The sequence below is a fragment of the Latilactobacillus fuchuensis genome, from assembly GCF_900258455.1.
In the GTDB taxonomy this organism is placed as follows: domain Bacteria; phylum Bacillota; class Bacilli; order Lactobacillales; family Lactobacillaceae; genus Latilactobacillus; species Latilactobacillus fuchuensis.
The window spans coordinates 761,417-781,926 of sequence record NZ_LT984417.1; the positions used below are offsets into that span (position 1 = coordinate 761,417).

Here is a 20,510-nt window from a genome sequence, read left to right on the forward strand (position 1 = left end):
GAATGGTGACATTATGGCAGACAGAAGACTATATAAATCCAAAAATAACAGAATGATTTCTGGGGTAATGGGTGGGATTGCTGAATATTTCAACGTTGATCCAACGTTGGTTCGGGTGATTTACTTCTTATTCTCATTTTTCTCAGCCGCATTCCCAGGGATTATTGTGTACATTATCTTGGCGTTAGTCATTCCTGAAAAGCCAAGTCGATCCGATTATGATTCTCATGATGAATGGAGTGAGTTCTAATGCCATTTCTATTACTACTATGGCCGTTAATTATCCTGATAATCGGGATCGCCCTGATTGGTTTATTAATCGGTTCCGTTTTTCTAGTTTTTAAATTAGCCGTGCCTTTGTTAATCATCTGGGTCATCTACCGAGTGATTGCGGGGCCAAGACATCACCACCGTCATGATCAATCAAGTGATTGGTATGCGCATACGCAACGACCAGCAGCACGTCCAACGAGCAGTGGTCGGCAGCGTAAAGAAGCACGCGACGTCAAGGTGGATGATGATGACTGGAGTGATTTCTAGTGCGTTATTGGACACGTGTTTTAGTTGACACCTTATTGTTTATTGCGATTTCAGGATTATTGCCTAGCCTATTCTTTGTTAGCAATATCTGGGTCGCGTTAATCGCGAGTATCGTCTTATCAGTCTTAAACGTTTTAATTAAACCGATTTTAAGTTTGTTGTCATTTCCAATCACCTTTTTAACCCTTGGGTTGTTTAGCGTTGTGATTAATGGCATCATGCTTCAGTTGACATCGATTTTTGTCACTGGGTTTGTTTTCCCCAGTTTCGGAGCGTCGATTATCGTGGCGATTATTTTATCACTTGCGAATACGATTATTACCAATCAATTTTCAAGAGAACGATATTAAGTTCAAATAAGTGCTGACTTGATTGCGTTTAGCAATTGAGTACTAATAAAAATTTCCAATTAATCAGAATTTAGATTAATTGGAAATTTTAGATTAGACGGAAGTTGTTGCAATCAAAAGCACGTTAAACAAAATAAGTGCGTTGAGTTGCGGTCAGCAACTGAGCATTAACAGAAAATTCCCAGTTATCTTGGTTTTTAAGATAATTGGGAATTTTAGGTTAAGCGGAAGTTGTTGCAGCCCAAAAGCACGTTATTTAAAATGAGTGCTAACTACCGATGTTCAAGTTTTGAGCATTAGCCTAGTCTGGTGAATAAAGGCCGTACTATGGACTTTGTTTGCCAGACGTAGCTAAGCACAGAAACTTATCGGTAGAAGCACGTTATAGTCTGAGTACTCACTCAAGTTGGTCAGGCTCTGAGGATTAACCTAGAAATCAGCATTATGATTTGTACTTTGAATCATAACGCTGATTTTGTAGTTAACCGGAAAAGGTTACTTGAGAAGCACGTTATCAATTACATTTTAGATTGGACTGGCATTTAATACCAGATGAGACAGACACTTTTAAATAACTTTTAGAAAACGCCTACATTAATGTTGAAAAAAGGACCTAAAAGCAATATGATAGTAGGTATAAGTGAAAGAGAAGGACGGTACATCATGGCTGATAGTGTTTCAATTGAAAAATTAGTAAAGGATCTTAAACTGCAGGTTTATTCAGGTGAAGATCATTTAAAAGACCGCGTTGTGACTCTGAGTGATATCTCGCGTCCAGGGCTAGAATTAACGGGTTATTTCAATTATTACCCACATGAACGGGTGCAATTATTTGGCCGGACTGAAGTCTCATTTACGAAGAATATGACACCGGAAGAGCGGTTAATGATTATGCGGCGGATGTCAGTTGAAGACACGCCTTGTTTTCTAATTTCTCGGGGTTTAGAGGCGCCTGCTGAAATGTTAACAGCAGCGGCTGAAGTTGGGATTCCAGTTTTAGGGTCGTCATTACCAACCACCCGGTTATCGAGTTTAATCACGGATTATTTAGATGGTCAATTGGCTGAACGGCGCTCAATGCACGGTGTTTTAGTCGATATTTATGGTCTTGGCGTTTTGATTACGGGTGACTCTGGTGTTGGTAAGAGTGAAACCGCTTTGGAACTCGTTAAACGGGGCCACCGATTGATTGCTGATGATCGTGTTGATGTTTACCAACAAGATGAACAAACGGTCGTCGGCGAAGCCCCTGCGATTTTACGACACTTATTAGAGATTCGTGGGATTGGAATTATCGATGTCATGAACCTCTTTGGTGCCGGTGCAGTGCGTGCCGAAACGTCCATTTCATTGATTGTTAATCTTCAAAACTGGGATCAAGATAAGAAATATGATCGTTTAGGTTCGGATACCGAAGAACAATTGATTTTCGATGTCCCAGTGCCTAAGATTACCGTTCCCGTTAAAGTGGGTCGGAACTTGGCAATCATCATTGAAGTGGCTGCGATGAACTTCCGGGCACGTTCAATGGGCTATGATGCGACGAAGACCTTTGAAGCGAATTTAGGGAAGTTAATTGAATCCAATTCTGATGAAGATTAGACTTTAAAAAATAGAAAAAATGACCTATTTTGGTAGGTCAATTGGCTAGATTGAGCTATACTGTTAAAAGAAACAGTAATCAATCTAGTTTTTTTGTGGATTAAGGAGCGATGACTTTGAATTTATTAGTAGGTGCATTGAATCCGATTGCGCTACAGTTGGGACCACTTGAGATTCATTGGTACGGCGTGATTATTGCGACTGCGGTTGTCTTGGCAGTGGCATTAGCCTTGCAAGAAGCAAAGCGTCGCCGAGTGAGTGAAGATGATATTTTAAATTTGATTTTATGGGCGTTACCCTTTTCATTAATTGGCGCGCGTCTATACTACGTTATTTTTGAATGGCCTTATTATCAAGCTAATCCGGGCGAAATTATTAAGATTTGGCACGGTGGTATTGCGATTTATGGTGGTTTAATTGCGGCATCGATTGTCTTCATTATTTATTGTCGGAATCATGCGTTGTCGGCGTGGTTGATTTTAGATATCGCCGCACCAACGGTTATGTTGGCCCAAGCAATTGGACGCTGGGGTAATTTTATGAATCAAGAAGCCTATGGTGGCGTGACGTCATTACACTTCTTACAACAATTGCATTTACCGAATTGGTTGATTCAACAGATGTTAATTGATGGCAGTTATCGACAACCAACGTTCTTATACGAATCGGTCTGGAACCTCATTGGGTTTGCGATTTTAATGAGTATTCGTCATCGGACCGGTTGGTTTAAACAAGGTGAAATTTTACTCAGTTATATTATGTGGTACGCGTTTGGTCGCTTCTTTGTTGAAGGGATGCGGACCGATAGTTTATACTTAGGACCATTAAGAGTTTCTCAAATTGTGTCGATTGTCTTATTAATTGGCGCAATCGCGGTTTGGATTTGGCGGCGCCGTCAAAAACAAGTGCCTGACTATTTAGCCGGCAATTTAACGCAGAGATATTAAAGAGGAGAAAATTAAATTATGACAGTTAATATTGCAGTTTTAGGTGCCGGCTCATGGGGCACAATCTTAGCCAATTTATTAGTCGAAAATGGCCATCACGTTGAATTATGGGGCAACGACGCTGAAAAAGTGGCTGAAATTAATGAGCAACATACGAATAAACATTATTTACCCGATTTTAAAATTAATCCACAACTACACGCTACTTTAGATTTGGATGAAGCGTTTGAACAAGTTGACGTTGTTTTATTCGTCATCCCAACGCAAGTAATCCGACAAGTAGCTGAACAAATTGCACCTGTTTTAGCAGCTAAACAAGTTAAACCAGTGATTGTCACGGCCTCTAAAGGCCTAGAACAAGGGACGCATAAGCGGATTTCTGAAGTCTTGACGGAAACGATTCCGGTAGACGTTCGTAACGGAATTGTCGTTTTATCAGGTCCTAGCCATGCGGAAGACGTTGCGATGAAAGATATTACAACGTTAACGGCCGCTTCAACTGATCTTGCGCAAGCTGAATGGGTTCAAGAAATTTTTATGAACGATTATTTCCGCTTGTACACCAATACCGATGTTGTTGGTGTTGAAATGGGTGCGGCTTTGAAGAACGTGATTGCGCTAGGCGCCGGTGCGTTACACGGCCTAGGTTATGGTGACAACACGAAGGCCGCTCTAATGACGCGGGGCTTAGCTGAAATTTCTCGTCTTGGTGTCGCGATGGGCGCTAACCCGTTAACCTTTATCGGGTTATCAGGTGTTGGCGATTTAATCGTCACTGGGACTAGTGTGCATTCCCGTAACTGGCGTGCGGGTAACGCGTTAGGCCAAGGCCAAAAACTACCAGAAGTCCTTGAAAATATGGGCATGGTCGTCGAAGGGGTTGCAACCTGTAAAGCGGCCTACGAATTAGCCCAACAACGTTCAGTTGAAATGCCAATCACGACAGCGATTTATAATGTCCTATATCGTGATTGTGATATTAAAACTGAAATTGGCAATTTAATGCAACGCTCAGGCAAACCAGAAATAGACTTTAACTAAGTGTGTTGAGTTGCGGAAGTTGTTGTAACTCAAAAGCACGTTAAGATCGAAGTGCCTAACTCAGCCGTTAAACTTCTGAGTATAGCCTAGAATCGGGAAGTATGACGGATTTTAGTCATAGTTCCCGATTTGTAGCTAGACGGAATAAGTTGGCTGAGAAGCACGTTAAAATCGAAGTGCTGGAGTTCACGGGTAGCTTCTGAACTGGGTGTTATGAGTGTTCTTTACTCACGATGCCCAGTTTATTTTTAAGTGCGTGCAAATAGAAACCGGAATCATCTTAAATCTGTATCGCGCTCGTTAAAAATCTGTGTTATTATAATCTTTAGTTGAACGAAATGGACTAAAGGAGAACCGATTACTTTATGGGTGATTTGGTAACAATCAGACCAACTTGTGAATTTTATTTTGACCGTGGCATGCAAGCTTTTGAACGGTTTCAGTACACGAAAGCCTTAAATTGTTTGCAACAAGCCAAAACGTTAGCAAAAACGAAAGATGATTATATCTTTGTTATTTGTCAGCTAGCGATTTGTTTGGAGTCGGTCGGTCAGTATCAGAATGCGGTGGCGGCACTGGAAGAAATTCCAGTCGCCAATTACCAAAGTCATCCGGAGATTCAATATTTTCTGGCGACGGCTTATGCATTTTTAGATCAGATGCAGGCTAGTTTTCAACTCGCAACGGCCTATCTGCAGAGTGGTGATTTAGATTTTGCAACTGAAGCAACTGACTTGTTGCAAGAGTTGAAAAAGACGAGTCCGTCAAACTGGTAAACAGTTTGGTGGACTTTTTTTTTAAGAGCGGGTAAGATTAGCTTAGAGTAAATAAACACTTCTGAAAAGTAAGGGGATTATTAAGATGACTAAAAGTTATGATGTAATTGTGATTGGTGCAGGGCCTGGTGGGATGACTGCCGCGCTATACGCGTCACGTTCGAATTTATCAGTATTGATGTTAGACCGCGGGATTTATGGTGGTCAAATGAATAACACCGCTGAGGTTGAGAATTATCCTGGCTTTAAATCAATTTTAGGCCCCGAATTAGGCGAAAAAATGTACGCCAGTGCAACACAATTTGGTGCTGAATATGGTTACGGCACGGTCACGAGTATTGAAGACCAAGGCGAGACTAAACTAGTGCATACTGATCAAGGTGATTTTGAAGGCCGTGCGATCATTATTGCAACGGGTTCTGAACATAAAAAATTAGGGGCAACTGGTGAAGATACTTATAGTGGCCGTGGTGTATCATACTGTGCGGTTTGTGATGGTGCCTTTTTCAAGAATAAAGAAGTCGTTGTCATTGGTGGCGGGGATTCAGCCATTGAAGAAGGGATTTACCTAACGCAGTTGGCAAGCAAAGTCACTGTGATTCACCGTCGTGATCAATTACGCGCGCAAGAAATTCTGCAACAACGTGCTTTTGATAATGATAAGATGTATTTTATCTGGAACGCTCAAATGCAAACTATCGAGGGCGATGATAAGAAAGTCAGTGGCGTGACTTATACTGATAAAGAAACTGGCGAAGCGCGTCAAATCGATGCTAGCGGCGTTTTCATCTATGTCGGTATCGAACCAATGACGTCCGCTTTTAAAGATTTAGGTATTTTAACGGATGCGGGTTGGATTAAAACGGACGACCACATGGCCACAAAAGTCCCTGGCATTTACGCAATTGGTGATGTCCGCGAAAAAGACCTCCGTCAAATCACAACAGCAGTAGGTGACGGCGGCATAGCAGGCCAAGAAGTCTTTAAATATATTCAAAGTATCTAATAAAATAAGTGCTCACCCAAGCAGGTTGACCTTGAGCATAACCTAAAAATTGTCCATATGATTTGAATTTTAATCATGTGGGCAATTTTGTAGTTAGGCGGAAAGGTCAGCTTGGGTTGCAATCAGCAACTGAGCATTAACAAAAAGCAGCAAGTCTCTTAACAAAAAGCAGCAAGTCTCTTAACATTAAGAGGCTTGCCGCTTTTTTTGATTGGTCTAGGTGTTCAGAAAGTAAAAGTTCGATTAAATTAGGGCTAGTGGCAGAGGAAAGCGGTTGATTATGGTATAATTAATTCGATATTTTAGATTACATTCGGGGGTTACAACATGAGTTGGCAAGATAATTATGCAGTTTGGCAGCAACAACCTGTCATGGATTTAGCGTTACAAAAAACATTAACTGAAATGGCGAACGACCAAGAAGCGCTCGAACGTGCTTTTAGTGTGCCAATGGAATTCGGAACAGCCGGCATGCGGGGACTCTTAGGCCCTGGGATTAATTGTATGAACATCTACACTGTCCGCCAAGCCACTGAGGGTTTAGCGCAGTTTATGGAAACTTTACCTGATGCGACTAAAAAACGCGGGGTGGCGATTAGTTTCGATTCACGTTACCAATCAGAAACCTTTGCACATGAAGCAGCTCGCGTGTTAGGCCAACATCAAATTCCTTCGTTTGTCTTTGATGCGCTTCGTCCAACACCAGAACTATCATTTACTGTTCGGCATTTAAACACCTATGCCGGCATCATGATTACGGCGAGTCATAACCCAAAACAATATAATGGTTACAAGATTTACGGCGAAGATGGCGCCCAAATGCCACCTAAAGAATCCGACATGATTACGGATTATATCCGTAAGGTGACCGATTTATTCGCGATTGAAGTAGCGGATGAATCACCACTACGCGAAGCCGGGTTAATGACGTTAATCGGTGAAAATGTCGATCAAGCGTACTTAGCTGAAGTCAAGAAAGTCACGATTAACCAAGAATTAGTCGATACAGTCGGTAAAACGATGTCTTTAATTTACACACCACTCCACGGGACTGGGAAAGTCTTAGGCGAACGGGCCTTACGCCAAGCTGGGTTTGAACAATTCACGATGGTGCCAGAACAAGCGATTGCTGATCCTGAATTTTCAACAACGCCATTCCCTAATCCTGAATTTCCACAAACGTTTGATATGGCGATTGAACTTGGCCAGAAACAACAAGCCGATTTATTGATTGCCACTGATCCCGATGCTGACCGGTTAGGGGCCGCTGTGCGCCAACCAGACGGTAGTTATCAATTGATGACGGGGAACCAAATTGCCTCAGTTCTGTTGCGCTATATTTTACAAGCCAGCAAAGATGCGGGGACACTACCCGCTAACGCGGCCGCTGTTAAATCAATCGTTTCAACTGAATTAGCGACTAAAATTGCCGCTAGTTACAACGTCAAGATGATTGATGTCTTAACGGGCTTCAAATTTATTGCTGAACAAATTCAACATTTTGAAGAGACAAGCGAGAATACGTTCATGTTTGGCTTTGAAGAAAGTTACGGTTATTTAGTTAAACCATTCGTACGTGATAAAGATGCGATTCAAACGTTGGTCTTGTTAGCTGAAGTGGCCGCTTACTATAAATCAAACGGTAAGACGTTGTATGACGGTATTCAAGAATTATATGCTGAATATGGCTACTACGCTGAACAAACGACTGCCATTGATTTTGAAGGCGTTGACGGCCCACAACAAATGGCCAACTTGATGGTTAAATGCCGTCAAGAAAGTCCGGTTGAATTTGCTGGGATTAAAGTGGCTTCTGCTGAAGACTTCCAAGCACAAACCGAAACGTTTGCGGATGGTCACAGTGAAGTCATCAACTTACCAAGTTCAAACGTTTTGAAATATCATCTTGAAGATGGTACTTGGATTGCGATTCGCCCTAGTGGGACTGAACCTAAAGTGAAGTTCTATGTCGGGACACAAGCGGATGATGAAGCAACGGCCGATTTGAAATTAGCCAACTTTGAAAAAGCGATTCAAAAACTCGTTAAATAAGGGTTACTGATTTACTTTTAATGTCAGATTATCTATAATAGATTCAACGAATAGGCGGACTGCATAATGAGTCGGTCTATTTTTGTAAGAATGGAGGAATTTAAGAATGGGCATGCATCAGTATTTACAAGGGTTAAATAGTTTAGAGACCATCAGACGGGCACCAGGGTTGTTTAAGTACCAAGAACATTCGGTTGCATCGCATTCTTTTAAAGTCGCTGAAATTGCGCAACTCTTAGGGGATATCGAAGAAGAAAGCGGCCAAGAAGTGAAATGGCAAGTGTTGTACGAACGGGCTTTGAATCACGATTATACGGAACGCTTCATCGGTGACATTAAGACGCCGGTTAAATATGCGACCCAAGAATTGCGACAAATGTTAGCGAACGTTGAAAGTTCGTTAACCGATAACTTTATCAATAATGAAATTCCAGATTTTTTACAAGAACGGTATCGCCGACGTTTGAGCGAAGGTAAAGATGAAACTTTAGAAGGCCAACTCCTATCAGTCGCTGATAAAATTGATCTCTTATACGAGTCATTTGGCGAAATTGAAAAGGGTAATCCAGAAAATGCCTTCCTCGAAATTTTTGCGGAAAGTCTTAAAACGATTATGCGTTATCAACAACTCGCCAGCGCGCGTTATTTCATTCAAGAAATGCTACCTGATCTCTTGAGTGAGGATTTTGCGGACCGCGGTAAGTTAACCCAATTGGTCCGTCAAACCCTATCAAACCAGGCTTAATCGTAAGTGTGGCGAAAATATGTTCGGTATGTTAGAATAGTGAATGACTTAAAGAACATCAGACGATTTAAGGAGAGTTTGGGCAATTTATTGTCCAAACTTCTTTTGTCGCGAGCATAATTGGACTGGAGGCTTTTGATGATTGATCGACAAGAGAATAACCAATTTAAATTAGTGGCCCCTTATGAGCCAGCTGGGGACCAACCGGCGGCCATTGAGACCCTGACTAAGAATTTTGAAGCGGGTGCTAAGGCGCAAGTGTTGATGGGCGCAACTGGGACTGGTAAGACTTTTACAATGTCGAACGTGATTAAGAATTTAAATAAGCCAACGCTAATTATCTCGCATAATAAAACTTTGGCCGGCCAACTATACGGTGAATTTAAACAATTCTTCCCGGATAATGCCGTCGAATATTTCGTGAGTTATTATGATTATTATCAACCGGAAGCCTATGTACCTTCCAGTGATACCTATATTGAAAAGGATTCGAGCATCAATGATGAAATTGATAAATTGCGCCATTCAGCCACGAGTTCATTGTTGGAACGCAACGATGTGATTGTGATTGCGTCGGTTTCATGTATCTTTGGTTTGGGTGATCCTAAAGAATATCAAGATCATGTTTTATCGATACGGCCGGGGATGACGATTGAACGTAACGATTTATTGCGCCAATTAGTCGATATTCAGTTCGAACGCAATGATATCGATTTCCAACGGGGCCGCTTCCGGGTCCGTGGTGATGTTGTTGAAATTTTCCCAGCATCGCGTGATGATCACGCCATGCGCGTTGAATTCTTTGGCGATGAGATTGATCGGATCGTTGAAGTGGATGCCTTGACCGGTGAAGTATTAGGGGAGCGCCAGCATGTGGCGATTTTCCCAGCGACCCATTTTATGACTAATGATGAAAAAATGGAACGAGCCATTGAGAGTATTAAGGCGGAGTTAGCTGACCGTTTGAAAGCGTTGAATGCTGAAAATAAATTACTGGAGGCCCAACGACTCGAACAACGCACTAATTATGATTTAGAAATGATGCAAGAGATGGGTTATTGTTCCGGGATTGAAAATTATTCACGCCATATGGAAGACCGCCAAGCTGGCGAACCACCCTATACCTTGATCGATTTCTTCCCCAAAGATTTCATCATGATGATTGATGAATCGCATGTGACGATGCCGCAGATTCGTGGGATGTATAACGGCGATCGCGCGCGGAAACAGATGTTGATCGATTACGGTTTTCGTTTGCCAAGTGCGTTGGATAATCGGCCATTAACCTTGCCTGAATTTGAGAAACACGTCAATCAGATTATGTACGTTTCCGCAACGCCAGGACCTTACGAAGCGGAACAAACCGATTTGCAAATCGATCAGATTATTCGACCAACCGGCTTATTAGATCCGAATATCGAGGTCCGGCCAATTATGGGCCAGATTGACGATTTAGTCGGCGAGATTAATCAGCGAGTTGAAAAAGATGAACGGGTCTTTATTACGACGTTAACCAAGAAGATGGCCGAAGATTTAACCGATTATCTGAAAGAGTTAGGCGTTAAAGTCCGTTATCTACACAGTGATATTAAAACCTTAGAACGAACTGAAATTATCCGCGATTTACGTTTGGGCAAGTTTGACGTCTTAATCGGGATTAACTTGTTGCGTGAAGGGATTGACGTGCCTGAAGTGTCGTTAGTCGCGATTTTAGATGCGGATAAAGAAGGCTTCTTACGCAGTGATCGTTCCTTGATTCAAACCATTGGGCGGGCGTCTCGAAACGCGCATGGTGAAGTGATTATGTACGCGGATAAAGTGACAGATTCAATGAAACGGGCGATTAGTGAAACCAAACGGCGCCGTGAAATTCAAGAAGCTTATAATCTAAAACATGACGTGACACCAACTACGATCATTAAACCGGTTCGTGATGCGATTTCAGTTGTGCAATCGGTCGATCATCCTGAAGATATTAAGATGACCAATGAGGTTGATTTCGATAGTATGTCGAAGGCTGAAAAACGTGAAATGGTTGAACGTTTAACGGAACAAATGAGAACGGCTGCTAAGAAACTCGACTTTGAACAAGCCGCTACTTTGCGGGATACGATTCTAGAATTAAAGAGTGAAATTGATTAAAAGAGGTAGAATATGGCAAACGATAAGATCGTTATTCACGGCGCGCGGGCGCATAATTTAAAGGATATTGATGTCACGATTCCGCGGGACAAACTGGTCGTCATTACCGGTTTATCTGGTTCAGGGAAGAGTTCCTTGGCGTTTGATACCTTATACGCGGAAGGACAACGGCGCTACGTTGAAAGTTTATCAGCGTATGCGCGTCAATTTTTAGGTCAGATGGATAAACCGGACGTCGATTCGATTGATGGGTTGAGTCCAGCGATTTCAATTGATCAAAAAACGACCTCCAAAAATCCACGTTCAACGGTCGGCACAGTGACCGAAATCAATGATTATCTGCGTTTGTTGTGGGCGCGGGTCGGTCATCCAATCTGTCCCAACGATGGCACTGAAATTAGCAGTCAATCGGTTGAACAGATGGTTGATCGGGTTTTAGCATTGCCTGAACGGACGAAGTTACAGATTATGTCGCCGATTATTCGCGCTAAAAAAGGTCAACATAAAAAAGTTTTTGAAAAGATTCAACGTGAAGGGTATGTGCGGGTTCAAGTTGACGGCGAAGTCATGGACGTTAGTACCGAGATTGAATTGGATAAGAATAAAAAACATGATATCAATATTGTCGTGGATCGGATTGTCGTTAAAGAGGGCATTCGTTCTCGTTTATTTGATTCGTTCGAAGCGGCTTTACGGTTATCTGAAGGTTACGCGACTGCGGACGTGATTGATGGTGAACAACTACTCTTCTCTGAACATTATGCGTGTCCAGTCTGTGGCTTTACGGTGGGTGAATTAGAACCAAGACTCTTCTCATTTAACGCACCGTTTGGGGCGTGTCCTGAATGTGATGGTTTGGGCCTCAAGCTAGAAGTTGATACTGATTTAGTGATTCCAGATACCACTAAGACGTTGCGAGAAGGCGCGATTGCACCGTGGAATCCGATTAGTTCCCAATATTATCCACAGATGTTAGAACAGGCGTGTACCTCGTTTAAAATCGATATGGATCGGCCATTTAGCAAGTTAACGCCCAAACAAAAAGAGCTCATTTTAAACGGCTCCCAAGGCAAAGAATTCCATTTCCATTATGAAAATGATTTTGGTGGCGTTCGCGATGTGGATGTGCCGTTTGAAGGGGTCATCAGTAATATTAATCGGCGTTATCGCGAAACTAACAGTGATTTCACGCGGACTCAGATGCGGACCTACATGACTGAATTAACTTGCCAAACTTGTCATGGCGCGCGTTTAAATCGCCAAGCCTTATCGGTTAAGGTTGGTGGTCAAGATATTGCGGCCGTGTCTGCGAATGCGATTAAAGAGGCGTTACCATTCTTTGAAGCTTTAACATTATCTGAAAAAGATAGTATGATTGCGAAACCAATTTTGAAGGAAGTCCACGATCGCTTGACCTTCTTGATGAATGTTGGTTTGGATTATTTAACGCTTAGTCGTTCGGCTGGGACGTTATCCGGCGGGGAAGCTCAACGGATTCGTTTGGCGACTCAAATCGGTTCTAACTTATCCGGTGTACTCTACATCTTAGATGAACCGTCGATTGGTTTGCATCAACGCGACAACGACCGATTAATTGGTTCATTAAAGAAGATGCGTGATTTAGGGAATACGTTAATCGTCGTTGAACATGATGAGGATACGATGCGCGCAGCCGATTATCTGATTGATATCGGACCCGGCGCCGGTGAATTGGGTGGTCACGTGATGGCTGCGGGGACCCCAACCGAGGTTGAACAAAATCCGAAGTCGTTAACGGGTCGGTATTTAGCGGGTAAAGAATACGTGCCAGTACCGTTGAAGCGCCGTAAAGGCAACGGGAAGAAATTGCGGGTGACCGGTGCGGCTGAAAATAACCTGAAAGACTTAACCGTTGATTTTCCGTTAGGTGATTTTATTGCGGTCACGGGGGTTTCCGGTTCTGGTAAATCAACGTTAGTGAATACGATTTTAAAGAAAGCATTGGCGCAAAAGATTAACCGCAATTCGGCGAAACCGGGTCAATATAAAACACTGACCGGTTATCAAAATATTGAAAAATTGGTTGATATCGATCAAAGTCCAATCGGTCGGACACCGCGGAGTAATCCGGCAACCTATACGAGTGTCTTCGATAACATGCGGGACTTATTTGCCCAAACTAATGAAGCAAAGTTACGCGGTTACAAGAAGGGCCGCTTTAGTTTTAACGTTAAAGGCGGTCGCTGTGAAGCTTGTAAGGGTGACGGGATTATTAAGATTGAGATGAATTTCTTGCCAGACGTCTACGTGCCTTGTGAAGTTTGTCATGGTAGCCGTTATAATTCTGAAACGTTGGAAGTCGTTTACAAAGGTAAAAATATCGCGCAGATTTTAGCGATGACAGTTGAAGAAGCCACGGCCTTCTTCGAAAACATTCCGAAGATTGCGCGTAAATTACAAACCATTGTCGATGTCGGTTTAGGGTACGTGACGTTAGGTCAATCGGCCACGACACTTTCCGGTGGGGAAGCCCAACGGATGAAGTTAGCAGCGGAACTCCAAAAACAATCAACAGGTAAAAATTTATACATCTTGGATGAACCGACCACTGGTTTGCACACCGATGATATCAAACGCCTATTAGTTGTTTTGGAACGGTTAGTTGACGAAGGCAATACGATTTTAGTGATTGAACATAACCTAGACGTAATCAAGACTGCCGATTATGTGATTGACTTAGGCCCTGAAGGTGGCGACAAAGGCGGGACAATCGTCGCGACTGGGACACCGGAAGAAATTGCCGAAGTAGCCGATAGTTATACAGGGCAATATTTAAAGCCAATTCTAAAACGCGACATGCAACGAACATTAGCAGATCAATAATTTAACACTCTGACTTGAGCATTTGCGTTAAAAAAAGTATGATAAGGGTATCAATTTGTATGGGGTGAAGCATATGTTTAGAAAGAATGATTGGGAATTTGATTGGTCAGAACTGATGACTGGTGTGATTTTTCTAGTAGTGGCTTATTTCTTATTTAAGAAACCAGGCGTTGCTCTATCTGGTTTTGTGATGGTGATTGCACTTGCTGCGATTATTCGTGGGATTGCCAAGTTGAGCGCGTATCGTCATTTACGTGAAGATACCGGCATTCGGGCAACCTTGATGTTGATTAATGCCATTTTGGATATTATTCTAGGGTTCCTATTCATCTTCAACGTGCCAGTCGGCATTATTAGTATTAGCTACGTCTTTGCGGCTTGGTTCCTAGTGGATGCGATTGTTGGTTTATTAAACGTTGGTCATTTAAAACAGTTCAATCTGTTTTTATACGTCGTTTCAATAATCTTAGATATCTTAGGGATTGTCGTCGGCTTATTGCTCTTGATGAATCCAGTTGTGACAGCGGTCACGTTAGCGACTTTAGTTGGTTTCTATTTTGCCATTCTAGGGGTTAACGCTATCGTCATTGCTTTTGCGCGACGGATGTAAATTTAAAATCGGTCTATCCCTAAGTTGCGGGATAGACCGATTTTTTTAAATGATTTTTAATTGAAAACGTACAACTCATTAAAACGGAGGAAAAACAAACATGATCATTGAAACTAAACGGTTAATACTAAGACCATTCACCCCAGATGATGCGTCAGCCATCTATCAATATGCGAAAGATCCTAAGATTGGGCCGATTGCGGGTTGGCCGGTGCACACCAGCGTGGCCAATAGCCGTCAGTTGATTGAACAATATCTAATGAAACCAGAGGTCTATGCTGTTACGTTAAAAGCCAATCCAACCGAAGCTATTGGCAGTGTCGGGTTAGAACTGATTAGCGCCGGCGATGGCCAACCTTTTATGGGCGCCGATGATGCTGAGATTGGTTATTGGATCGGCGTGCCATTCTGGGGTCAGGGGTTAATCCCTGAAGCGATGGCGGCCTTAATTGAACATGGTTTCGAGACTTTGAACCTAGCTAATATTTGGTGTGGTTACTATGACGGTAATCACCAATCAGAACGGGCTCAAGCTAAACTTGGCTTTCAACCAGCCCTGACGATTGATGAAATGTATAATCCAATCTTGGACGATACCAGACAGGAACATTTTACGAAACTAACCAAGAAACAATGGTTAACACAGAAAAATCAATAAAAAAAGTTAGTCAATGGTCTACCTGTTGGCTAACTTTTTTTATTGATTAACATGGCTAAATAAGGTGTGTTCGCTTTCAAAGACACACCAGGAATGTTACAATGAGCAAAGCGATAAATGAGGAGTGGTAAGATGACAGATACATTGAACTTAGTCGTGATTACAGGAATGAGCGGCGCCGGTAAAACCGTTGCCATGCAAAGTTTTGAAGATTTAGGTTATTTCTGTGTGGATAATATGCCACCAACCTTGTTACCCAAGTTTTGGGAACTGGTTAAAGAATCGGGTAAGGTCACTAAAATTGCGCTCGTCATTGATTTACGGTCGCGTGCTTTTTATGATGAAATTATTGAAATGTTAGCTAATCTGGACAATACCCAGTTTGTCACCACTAAAATTCTTTTCTTAGATGCGTCAGACGAAGAATTGGTCTCACGGTATAAAGAAACGCGCCGGTCTCATCCGTTAGCGATGGAAGGTCGGTTAATGGACGGAATTCGCAAAGAACGCGCCCTATTGACTGAAATTCGAAACCGTGCGCAGATGGTGGTCGATACGTCAGCGATGTCACCACGTCAATTACGCGAACAAATTTTTCACGTTTTTAAAACCAGTGACAATCCCTCATTCCATATTGAAGTCATGTCGTTTGGCTTTAAATATGGGTTACCGATTGACGCCGATATTGTGATGGATGTCCGGTTCTTACCCAATCCCTATTACGTGCCTGAATTTAAAGAATTAAACGGCTTAGATGCGCCAGTGCGTGATTATGTGATGGCGCAACCCGCAACCGAGAAGTTTTATCAACAACTGAGCGGGATGTTGAAAGATATCATGCCCGGCTATTTAGAAGAGGGTAAAACCAGTGTGACCATCGCGATTGGTTGTACGGGTGGGCAACACCGCTCTGTCGCGTTAGCACAACGGTTGGCCGATGATTTAGCTGTCGACTACCCAGTTGATGTGACCCATCGGGATATGAAGAAACGAAAGGAAACGGTGAATCGGTCATGACAGCCGCAAATCGCATTATTCGGGTGATTAAAGGTCGTCAGCCTAAAGTGGTTGTCATTGGTGGTGGGACCGGACTCCCCGTTATCTTGAAGAGTTTACGGGAACAAAACGCGGATGCGACTGCGATTGTGACGGTCGCTGATGATGGCGGTTCGTCTGGCGTCATTCGGGATTACATCAACGTCGTGCCACCGGGTGATATTCGGAATGTCTTAGTCGCTTTATCAGATTTACCACAATTAACCTTGGATATCTTTCAATATCGGTTTAAATCACACGATGCCTTTTTCTCGGGCCATGCGATTGGCAATCTGATTATTGCGGCGTTATCCGAAATGGAATCCGGCATATTCGATGCGGTACAACGGTTATCTGAAATGATGGAAGTTGATGGGCACGTTTATCCGGCCGCCAATGTGGCATTATCGTTGAATGCCCGGTTTACAGATGGCACGCAATTAGTGGGCGAATCCGAAATTTCAGCCGCGCGCAAACAGATTGAACACGTCTGGGTGACGAAGACCGCTGATGACGGTGAAGGCCAACCAACGGCGATGCCCGAAGTTATTGAATCGATCATGGCTGCTGATGTGGTTGTTTTAGGTCCGGGGAGTTTGTTTACGAGTATCTTGCCGAATTTGATGATTGAAAACTTAGGACAAGCCGTTACCCAAACAAAGGCAGAAGTGATCTATATTTGTAATATCATGACCCAAAAGGGTGAAACCGAACGTTTTACGGATGCTGATCATGTTCGGATATTAAATGAACATTTGCAACAGAATTTTGTGGATACCGTGTTAGTCAATACCGGCCGCGTGCCAGAAAATTATTTAGATCATCAGAAATATGATGAAATTTTATGGCCGGTTGAACATGATTTTAAAGGATTACGCCAATTGGGTTGTCGGGTCATTTCCGATAATTTTTTGGAATTACGCAACCATGGCGTTTTTCATAATGGTCAAAAAGTCGTTCAAGAAATTATGAACTTGGCTTTTCAGGTGAATACAGCTAAACGAGGTGAATAAGGATGGCTTCCTACGCTAGTGAAGTAAAGAAGGAATTAACTCAGTTAGAAGTACATCCAGAACACGCACGGGCAGAATTAGCGGCTTTGATTCGGATGAATGGTTCGTTAAGTTTAATGAATCATCAATTTGTTTTAAATGTTCAGACTGAAAATCCGGCGATCGCTCGCCGGATTTATAGTTTATTACGGCAGAATTATCAGATTGAATCAGAACTATTAGTGCGCCGTAAGATGAAGTTAAAGAAAAATAATCAATATATCGTACGATTGAAATACGGAACGAATAAAGTGCTCAACGATTTAAACATTGTTGAAGCTGATGGCTTTACGATTCATACTCAGGTTTCGGAGGATGTCATTAACGAGGATCAACGGGTTCGTTCTTATTTAAGAGGGGCATTTCTGGCAGGCGGTTCGGTCAATAATCCTGAAACCAGCCGTTATCATTTGGAAATTTATTCTTTATATGAAGAACATAATCAAGATATTGCACAGATGATGAATCGCTTTGGATTGAACGCCAAAACCACGGAACGTCGGAGTGGTTACATTACTTATCTGAAAGAGGCCGAAAAAATTGCGGATTTCTTACAGGTAGTGGGCGCGACGAATGCAATGTTGAAGTTTGAAGATATCCGGATTGTCCGAGATATGCGGAATTCGGTGAATCGCTTAGTTAATTGTGAAACGGCCAATTTAAATAAAACAATCGATGCAGCGACGAAACAAATCGAAAATATCGAATATTTAAGAGACACTATCGGTTTGGACAATCTACCGGTTAAACTCCGCGAGATTGCGTTATTACGTTTGGAATTCCCAGATATTACGCTCAAAGAACTTGGCGAACGGATGCCAAGTGGGGCGATTTCTAAATCTGGCATTAATCACCGCTTAAGAAAATTAAATCAATTAGCAGAAAATTATCAGCAAGGCGTCATATAAAGGTGTACAATTTAATTGTTGGTCCAGATTGACTTATGCAATTTAATTCTATATGATATGCTTACCAGTGGACACTATTAATTGGAGGAAGAAATATGGTTGAACCAGTTTTATTAGATGAACAATTATGCTTTTCAATTTATCGTGCGCAAAAGGCGTACAATCACTTTTACGGAAAGGTTTTAAAACCGTTTAGTTTAACGTACCCACAATTTATCGCGATGCTAGCGTTATGGGAACATGGCACGATGTCGGTTAAAGAGTTGGGACATCATCTAGAACTTGATAGTGGCACCTTAACACCGCTATTGAAACGTCTAGAAGCTGATGGTTGGGTTAATCGTAACCGAGCAGCTGATGATGAACGCCGCGTTGATGTCTCATTAACGCAAAAAGCTGAAGATCAAAAAGATGAAATCTACGAACGCGTTGGCGGTTGTACCAACTATTTAGATTTTTCAAGCGATAAATATCATGAATTACGGCAAAGTATGAACGAAGTCGAACGTCATTTAAATGCGATTCAGGTTGAAGAAGGCCAGTTCTAATAGGTCGCTATAAAAAGGGTCTAACCAGATCAGTAGTTGACTACTCTGGTTAGACCCTTTTTTGGTGCTTATTGCGAAATTAATTGTTCTAATTCGGTCAGATCAATTGATTCATCAAAAATATGTTGGCCGAGAATAATCGTGGGGACAAATTGAATATTGGCCGTCTGTGCTTCGTGTTCAATCGCAGCTAAGGCCGCTTGATTATTTTGAGGGGTCAATTTTAGATTCTGTTTGAGATACAGATCAAGTTCATTGGGCGCTAAGTCGGGGCGCCAAGTGGGTTGGTGTGCGTATAGAAAACGAATCGCGTTGACGGCGGTTTCCGGTTGGTCAAACGGTAAATAGGTGTGGGCTAAATTACCCAGTTGTAAATCATCTTTATCCTTGTTTAAGGGTTTAATAATCCGCCGGACGCGCCCTTCTTTAACGGCTTGGGTTAAGAGTTGATCCGAACGATAAAACCATTTACGACAATAGGGACAAGCTAAATTTAGAAATTCGACGGTCGTAATCGGCGCTGATTCGGCCCCCAGTACAATGCCGCCGTCGATCGTGACTTTGTCTGCTTTAATGACACTAATATCCATCTTAAAAGCCTCCTTTGATTCTTAACCAAGTATAGCAAAAATGGGGATTGCCTTAAAAAATTATGAACTAAAAAAGCCAATTCCGCGAAGAATTGACTTTTTATAGTGATTATTTAGGTTGGTTAACCATGATATCGTCAATCAAACCATAATCTTTGGCTTCTTGAGCCGTCATGTAGTTATCACGATCAGTATCTTGTTGTAGTTTTTCAAACGTTTGACCAGAATTGTCGGCTAAAATTTGATTTAAACGTTTCCGAGTTTTCAAAATTTCGCGAGCAGCAATTTCGATTTCAGTTTGTTGGCCTTGAGCGCCACCTAAAGGTTGGTGAATCAAGACGGTTGAGTTAGGTAAGGCAAAACGTTTGCCTTTGGTCCCAGCTGATAATAAGACACTCGCCATTGATGCAGCCATGCCCATTGCGATGGTTTGAACATCAGATTTGATGAAGTTCATCGTATCCATAATCGCTAAACCAGCGGTCACAGAACCACCGGGTGAGTTGATGTAAATTGAAATGTCTTTGTCAGAATCTTGGGCATCCAAGAAAAGTAATTGTGCAATAATGGTGTTCGCCATTTGATCGTTGACTTCACCAGATAGCATAATAATCCGGTCTTTTAATAGACGTGAATAAATATCGTATGAACGTTCGCCACGTGACGTTTGTTCAATAACTGTAGGTACTAACATTGAATTGCCTCCTTATATGAACCAGAGTTTAAGCACTCTGAAATCTATAAATCAAATTTTACAGCAAAGGTCAATTTTGGTCAAATGGAAAGCCTCTTTTCTGAAAATATTTAGTGATTTTGCGTCAAACTTTAAAATATGTTATACTGTTAACAGTTAATCAGCACTTATCACTGTAGAATCAAGTATTATTTGAAGACTTTAATCAAACTGGAGTAACCCTGGAGTTACAAGTAGTGTAAAGAGGCGGCTTACGCTGTTTAAACGAGAAAATATTTAGAACCACAAGAATTAAACATAATCGAATCAAATTAAAATCATGCAACTCTAGTGAAGTTGCCCCGAACATTAA

20 protein-coding genes are annotated in these 20,510 nt (G+C 42.1%); 18 read left to right on the forward strand and 2 right to left on the reverse strand.

The genetic code is table 11. From position 1 onward, the window contains the following. Positions 1-13: 13 nt before the first annotated feature. From LFUMFP_RS03550 to LFUMFP_RS03635, 18 genes are all read left to right on the forward strand, one after another. Positions 14-250: a PspC domain-containing protein gene (locus tag LFUMFP_RS03550; RefSeq protein WP_025083400.1), complete on the forward strand. Its 237-nt coding sequence runs from the start codon at positions 14-16 to the stop codon at positions 248-250. Continuing rightward, on the forward strand, positions 250-540 hold the full coding sequence (locus LFUMFP_RS03555; protein WP_025083401.1) for an SND2/TMEM208 family protein: 291 nt from the start codon (positions 250-252) through the stop codon (positions 538-540). The genes LFUMFP_RS03550 and LFUMFP_RS03555 overlap by 1 nt, the downstream gene beginning before the upstream one ends. Then, complete coding sequence (locus LFUMFP_RS03560) at positions 540-890, forward strand: phage holin family protein (RefSeq protein WP_025083402.1); 351 nt, start codon at positions 540-542, stop codon at positions 888-890. Before LFUMFP_RS03555 ends, LFUMFP_RS03560 begins: the two co-directional genes overlap by 1 nt. Positions 891-1,553: 663 nt before the next feature. Further along, a complete protein-coding gene (gene hprK / locus LFUMFP_RS03565; protein ID WP_025083403.1) occupies positions 1,554-2,492 on the forward strand; it encodes an HPr(Ser) kinase/phosphatase in 939 nt (312 codons plus the stop codon). A gap of 116 nt (positions 2,493-2,608) precedes the next feature. After that, positions 2,609-3,439, forward strand: a complete 831-nt coding sequence (gene lgt / locus LFUMFP_RS03570; protein ID WP_025083404.1) for a prolipoprotein diacylglyceryl transferase — start codon at positions 2,609-2,611, stop codon at positions 3,437-3,439. An 18-nt stretch (positions 3,440-3,457) separates the two neighbouring features. After that, positions 3,458-4,480: an NAD(P)H-dependent glycerol-3-phosphate dehydrogenase gene (locus LFUMFP_RS03575; protein ID WP_025083405.1), complete on the forward strand. Its 1,023-nt coding sequence runs from the start codon at positions 3,458-3,460 to the stop codon at positions 4,478-4,480. A gap of 365 nt (positions 4,481-4,845) precedes the next feature. Continuing rightward, positions 4,846-5,256 carry a tetratricopeptide repeat protein gene (locus tag LFUMFP_RS03580; RefSeq protein WP_025083406.1) on the forward strand — a complete coding sequence of 137 codons (411 nt, stop codon included), beginning with the start codon at positions 4,846-4,848 and terminating at the stop codon, positions 5,254-5,256. An 85-nt stretch (positions 5,257-5,341) separates the two neighbouring features. Continuing rightward, positions 5,342-6,262, forward strand: a complete 921-nt coding sequence (trxB, locus tag LFUMFP_RS03585) for a thioredoxin-disulfide reductase (RefSeq protein WP_025083407.1) — start codon at positions 5,342-5,344, stop codon at positions 6,260-6,262. A gap of 327 nt (positions 6,263-6,589) precedes the next feature. Continuing rightward, positions 6,590-8,314 (forward strand): phospho-sugar mutase, encoded by a 1,725-nt coding sequence (locus LFUMFP_RS03590; protein WP_025083408.1) that lies wholly within the window; start codon positions 6,590-6,592, stop codon positions 8,312-8,314. Positions 8,315-8,420: 106 nt separating this feature from the next. Then, positions 8,421-9,059, forward strand: a complete 639-nt coding sequence (locus tag LFUMFP_RS03595; protein WP_025083409.1) for a YfbR-like 5'-deoxynucleotidase — start codon at positions 8,421-8,423, stop codon at positions 9,057-9,059. A gap of 138 nt (positions 9,060-9,197) precedes the next feature. Then, positions 9,198-11,201 (forward strand): excinuclease ABC subunit UvrB, encoded by a 2,004-nt coding sequence (uvrB, locus tag LFUMFP_RS03600; RefSeq protein ID WP_025083410.1) that lies wholly within the window; start codon positions 9,198-9,200, stop codon positions 11,199-11,201. 12 nt (positions 11,202-11,213) lie between these two features. Continuing rightward, entirely contained in the window at positions 11,214-14,063 is a 2,850-nt protein-coding gene (gene uvrA, locus LFUMFP_RS03605) for an excinuclease ABC subunit UvrA (protein WP_025083411.1), read from the forward strand. 73 nt (positions 14,064-14,136) lie between these two features. Next, positions 14,137-14,673 carry an HdeD family acid-resistance protein gene (locus LFUMFP_RS03610; RefSeq protein WP_025083412.1) on the forward strand — a complete coding sequence of 179 codons (537 nt, stop codon included), beginning with the start codon at positions 14,137-14,139 and terminating at the stop codon, positions 14,671-14,673. Positions 14,674-14,773: 100 nt separating this feature from the next. Further along, positions 14,774-15,331: a GNAT family N-acetyltransferase gene (locus LFUMFP_RS03615; protein WP_025083413.1), complete on the forward strand. Its 558-nt coding sequence runs from the start codon at positions 14,774-14,776 to the stop codon at positions 15,329-15,331. Positions 15,332-15,463: 132 nt separating this feature from the next. Beyond that, positions 15,464-16,348 (forward strand): RNase adapter RapZ, encoded by an 885-nt coding sequence (rapZ, locus tag LFUMFP_RS03620; protein ID WP_025083414.1) that lies wholly within the window; start codon positions 15,464-15,466, stop codon positions 16,346-16,348. Then, positions 16,345-17,379, forward strand: a complete 1,035-nt coding sequence (locus LFUMFP_RS03625; protein WP_025083415.1) for a gluconeogenesis morphogenetic factor MgfK — start codon at positions 16,345-16,347, stop codon at positions 17,377-17,379. The genes rapZ and LFUMFP_RS03625 overlap by 4 nt, the downstream gene beginning before the upstream one ends. 2 nt (positions 17,380-17,381) lie before the next feature. Continuing rightward, on the forward strand, positions 17,382-18,326 hold the full coding sequence (gene whiA / locus LFUMFP_RS03630) for a DNA-binding protein WhiA (RefSeq protein WP_025083416.1): 945 nt from the start codon (positions 17,382-17,384) through the stop codon (positions 18,324-18,326). Positions 18,327-18,421: 95 nt separating this feature from the next. Then, positions 18,422-18,874 (forward strand): MarR family winged helix-turn-helix transcriptional regulator, encoded by a 453-nt coding sequence (locus LFUMFP_RS03635; protein WP_106483080.1) that lies wholly within the window; start codon positions 18,422-18,424, stop codon positions 18,872-18,874. A gap of 68 nt (positions 18,875-18,942) precedes the next feature. Here the strand turns inward: LFUMFP_RS03635 and LFUMFP_RS03640 are convergent, their stop codons facing one another. Together LFUMFP_RS03640 and clpP are read right to left on the reverse strand one after the other, a co-directional pair. Further along, positions 18,943-19,464, reverse strand: coding sequence for a DsbA family protein (locus LFUMFP_RS03640; RefSeq protein ID WP_025083418.1), 522 nt, complete (start codon positions 19,462-19,464; stop codon positions 18,943-18,945). Positions 19,465-19,573: 109 nt separating this feature from the next. Continuing rightward, entirely contained in the window at positions 19,574-20,158 is a 585-nt protein-coding gene (gene clpP / locus LFUMFP_RS03645) for an ATP-dependent Clp endopeptidase proteolytic subunit ClpP (RefSeq protein ID WP_025083419.1), read from the reverse strand. Between the last annotated feature and the right edge of the window lie 352 nt (positions 20,159-20,510).

Bases quoted from the DNA above. Each gene is read 5' to 3' on its own strand.
- LFUMFP_RS03555 (WP_025083401.1), top strand. From the start codon at position 250: ATGCCATTTCTATTACTACTATGGCCGTTAATTATCCTGATAATCGGG.
- hprK (WP_025083403.1), top strand. From the start codon at position 1,554: ATGGCTGATAGTGTTTCAATTGAAAAATTAGTAAAGGATCTTAAACTG.
- LFUMFP_RS03575 (WP_025083405.1), top strand. From the start codon at position 3,458: ATGACAGTTAATATTGCAGTTTTAGGTGCCGGCTCATGGGGCACAATC.
- uvrA (WP_025083411.1), top strand. From the start codon at position 11,214: ATGGCAAACGATAAGATCGTTATTCACGGCGCGCGGGCGCATAATTTA.
- LFUMFP_RS03550 (WP_025083400.1), top strand. From the start codon at position 14: ATGGCAGACAGAAGACTATATAAATCCAAAAATAACAGAATGATTTCT.
- whiA (WP_025083416.1), top strand. From the start codon at position 17,382: ATGGCTTCCTACGCTAGTGAAGTAAAGAAGGAATTAACTCAGTTAGAA.
- LFUMFP_RS03590 (WP_025083408.1), top strand. From the start codon at position 6,590: ATGAGTTGGCAAGATAATTATGCAGTTTGGCAGCAACAACCTGTCATG.
- LFUMFP_RS03615 (WP_025083413.1), top strand. From the start codon at position 14,774: ATGATCATTGAAACTAAACGGTTAATACTAAGACCATTCACCCCAGAT.
- LFUMFP_RS03580 (WP_025083406.1), top strand. From the start codon at position 4,846: ATGGGTGATTTGGTAACAATCAGACCAACTTGTGAATTTTATTTTGAC.
- LFUMFP_RS03625 (WP_025083415.1), top strand. From the start codon at position 16,345: ATGACAGCCGCAAATCGCATTATTCGGGTGATTAAAGGTCGTCAGCCT.
- trxB (WP_025083407.1), top strand. From the start codon at position 5,342: ATGACTAAAAGTTATGATGTAATTGTGATTGGTGCAGGGCCTGGTGGG.
- LFUMFP_RS03635 (WP_106483080.1), top strand. From the start codon at position 18,422: ATGGTTGAACCAGTTTTATTAGATGAACAATTATGCTTTTCAATTTAT.
- uvrB (WP_025083410.1), top strand. From the start codon at position 9,198: ATGATTGATCGACAAGAGAATAACCAATTTAAATTAGTGGCCCCTTAT.
- LFUMFP_RS03610 (WP_025083412.1), top strand. From the start codon at position 14,137: ATGTTTAGAAAGAATGATTGGGAATTTGATTGGTCAGAACTGATGACT.
- rapZ (WP_025083414.1), top strand. From the start codon at position 15,464: ATGACAGATACATTGAACTTAGTCGTGATTACAGGAATGAGCGGCGCC.
- clpP (WP_025083419.1), bottom strand. From the start codon at position 20,158: ATGTTAGTACCTACAGTTATTGAACAAACGTCACGTGGCGAACGTTCA.
- LFUMFP_RS03595 (WP_025083409.1), top strand. From the start codon at position 8,421: ATGGGCATGCATCAGTATTTACAAGGGTTAAATAGTTTAGAGACCATC.
- LFUMFP_RS03640 (WP_025083418.1), bottom strand. From the start codon at position 19,464: ATGGATATTAGTGTCATTAAAGCAGACAAAGTCACGATCGACGGCGGC.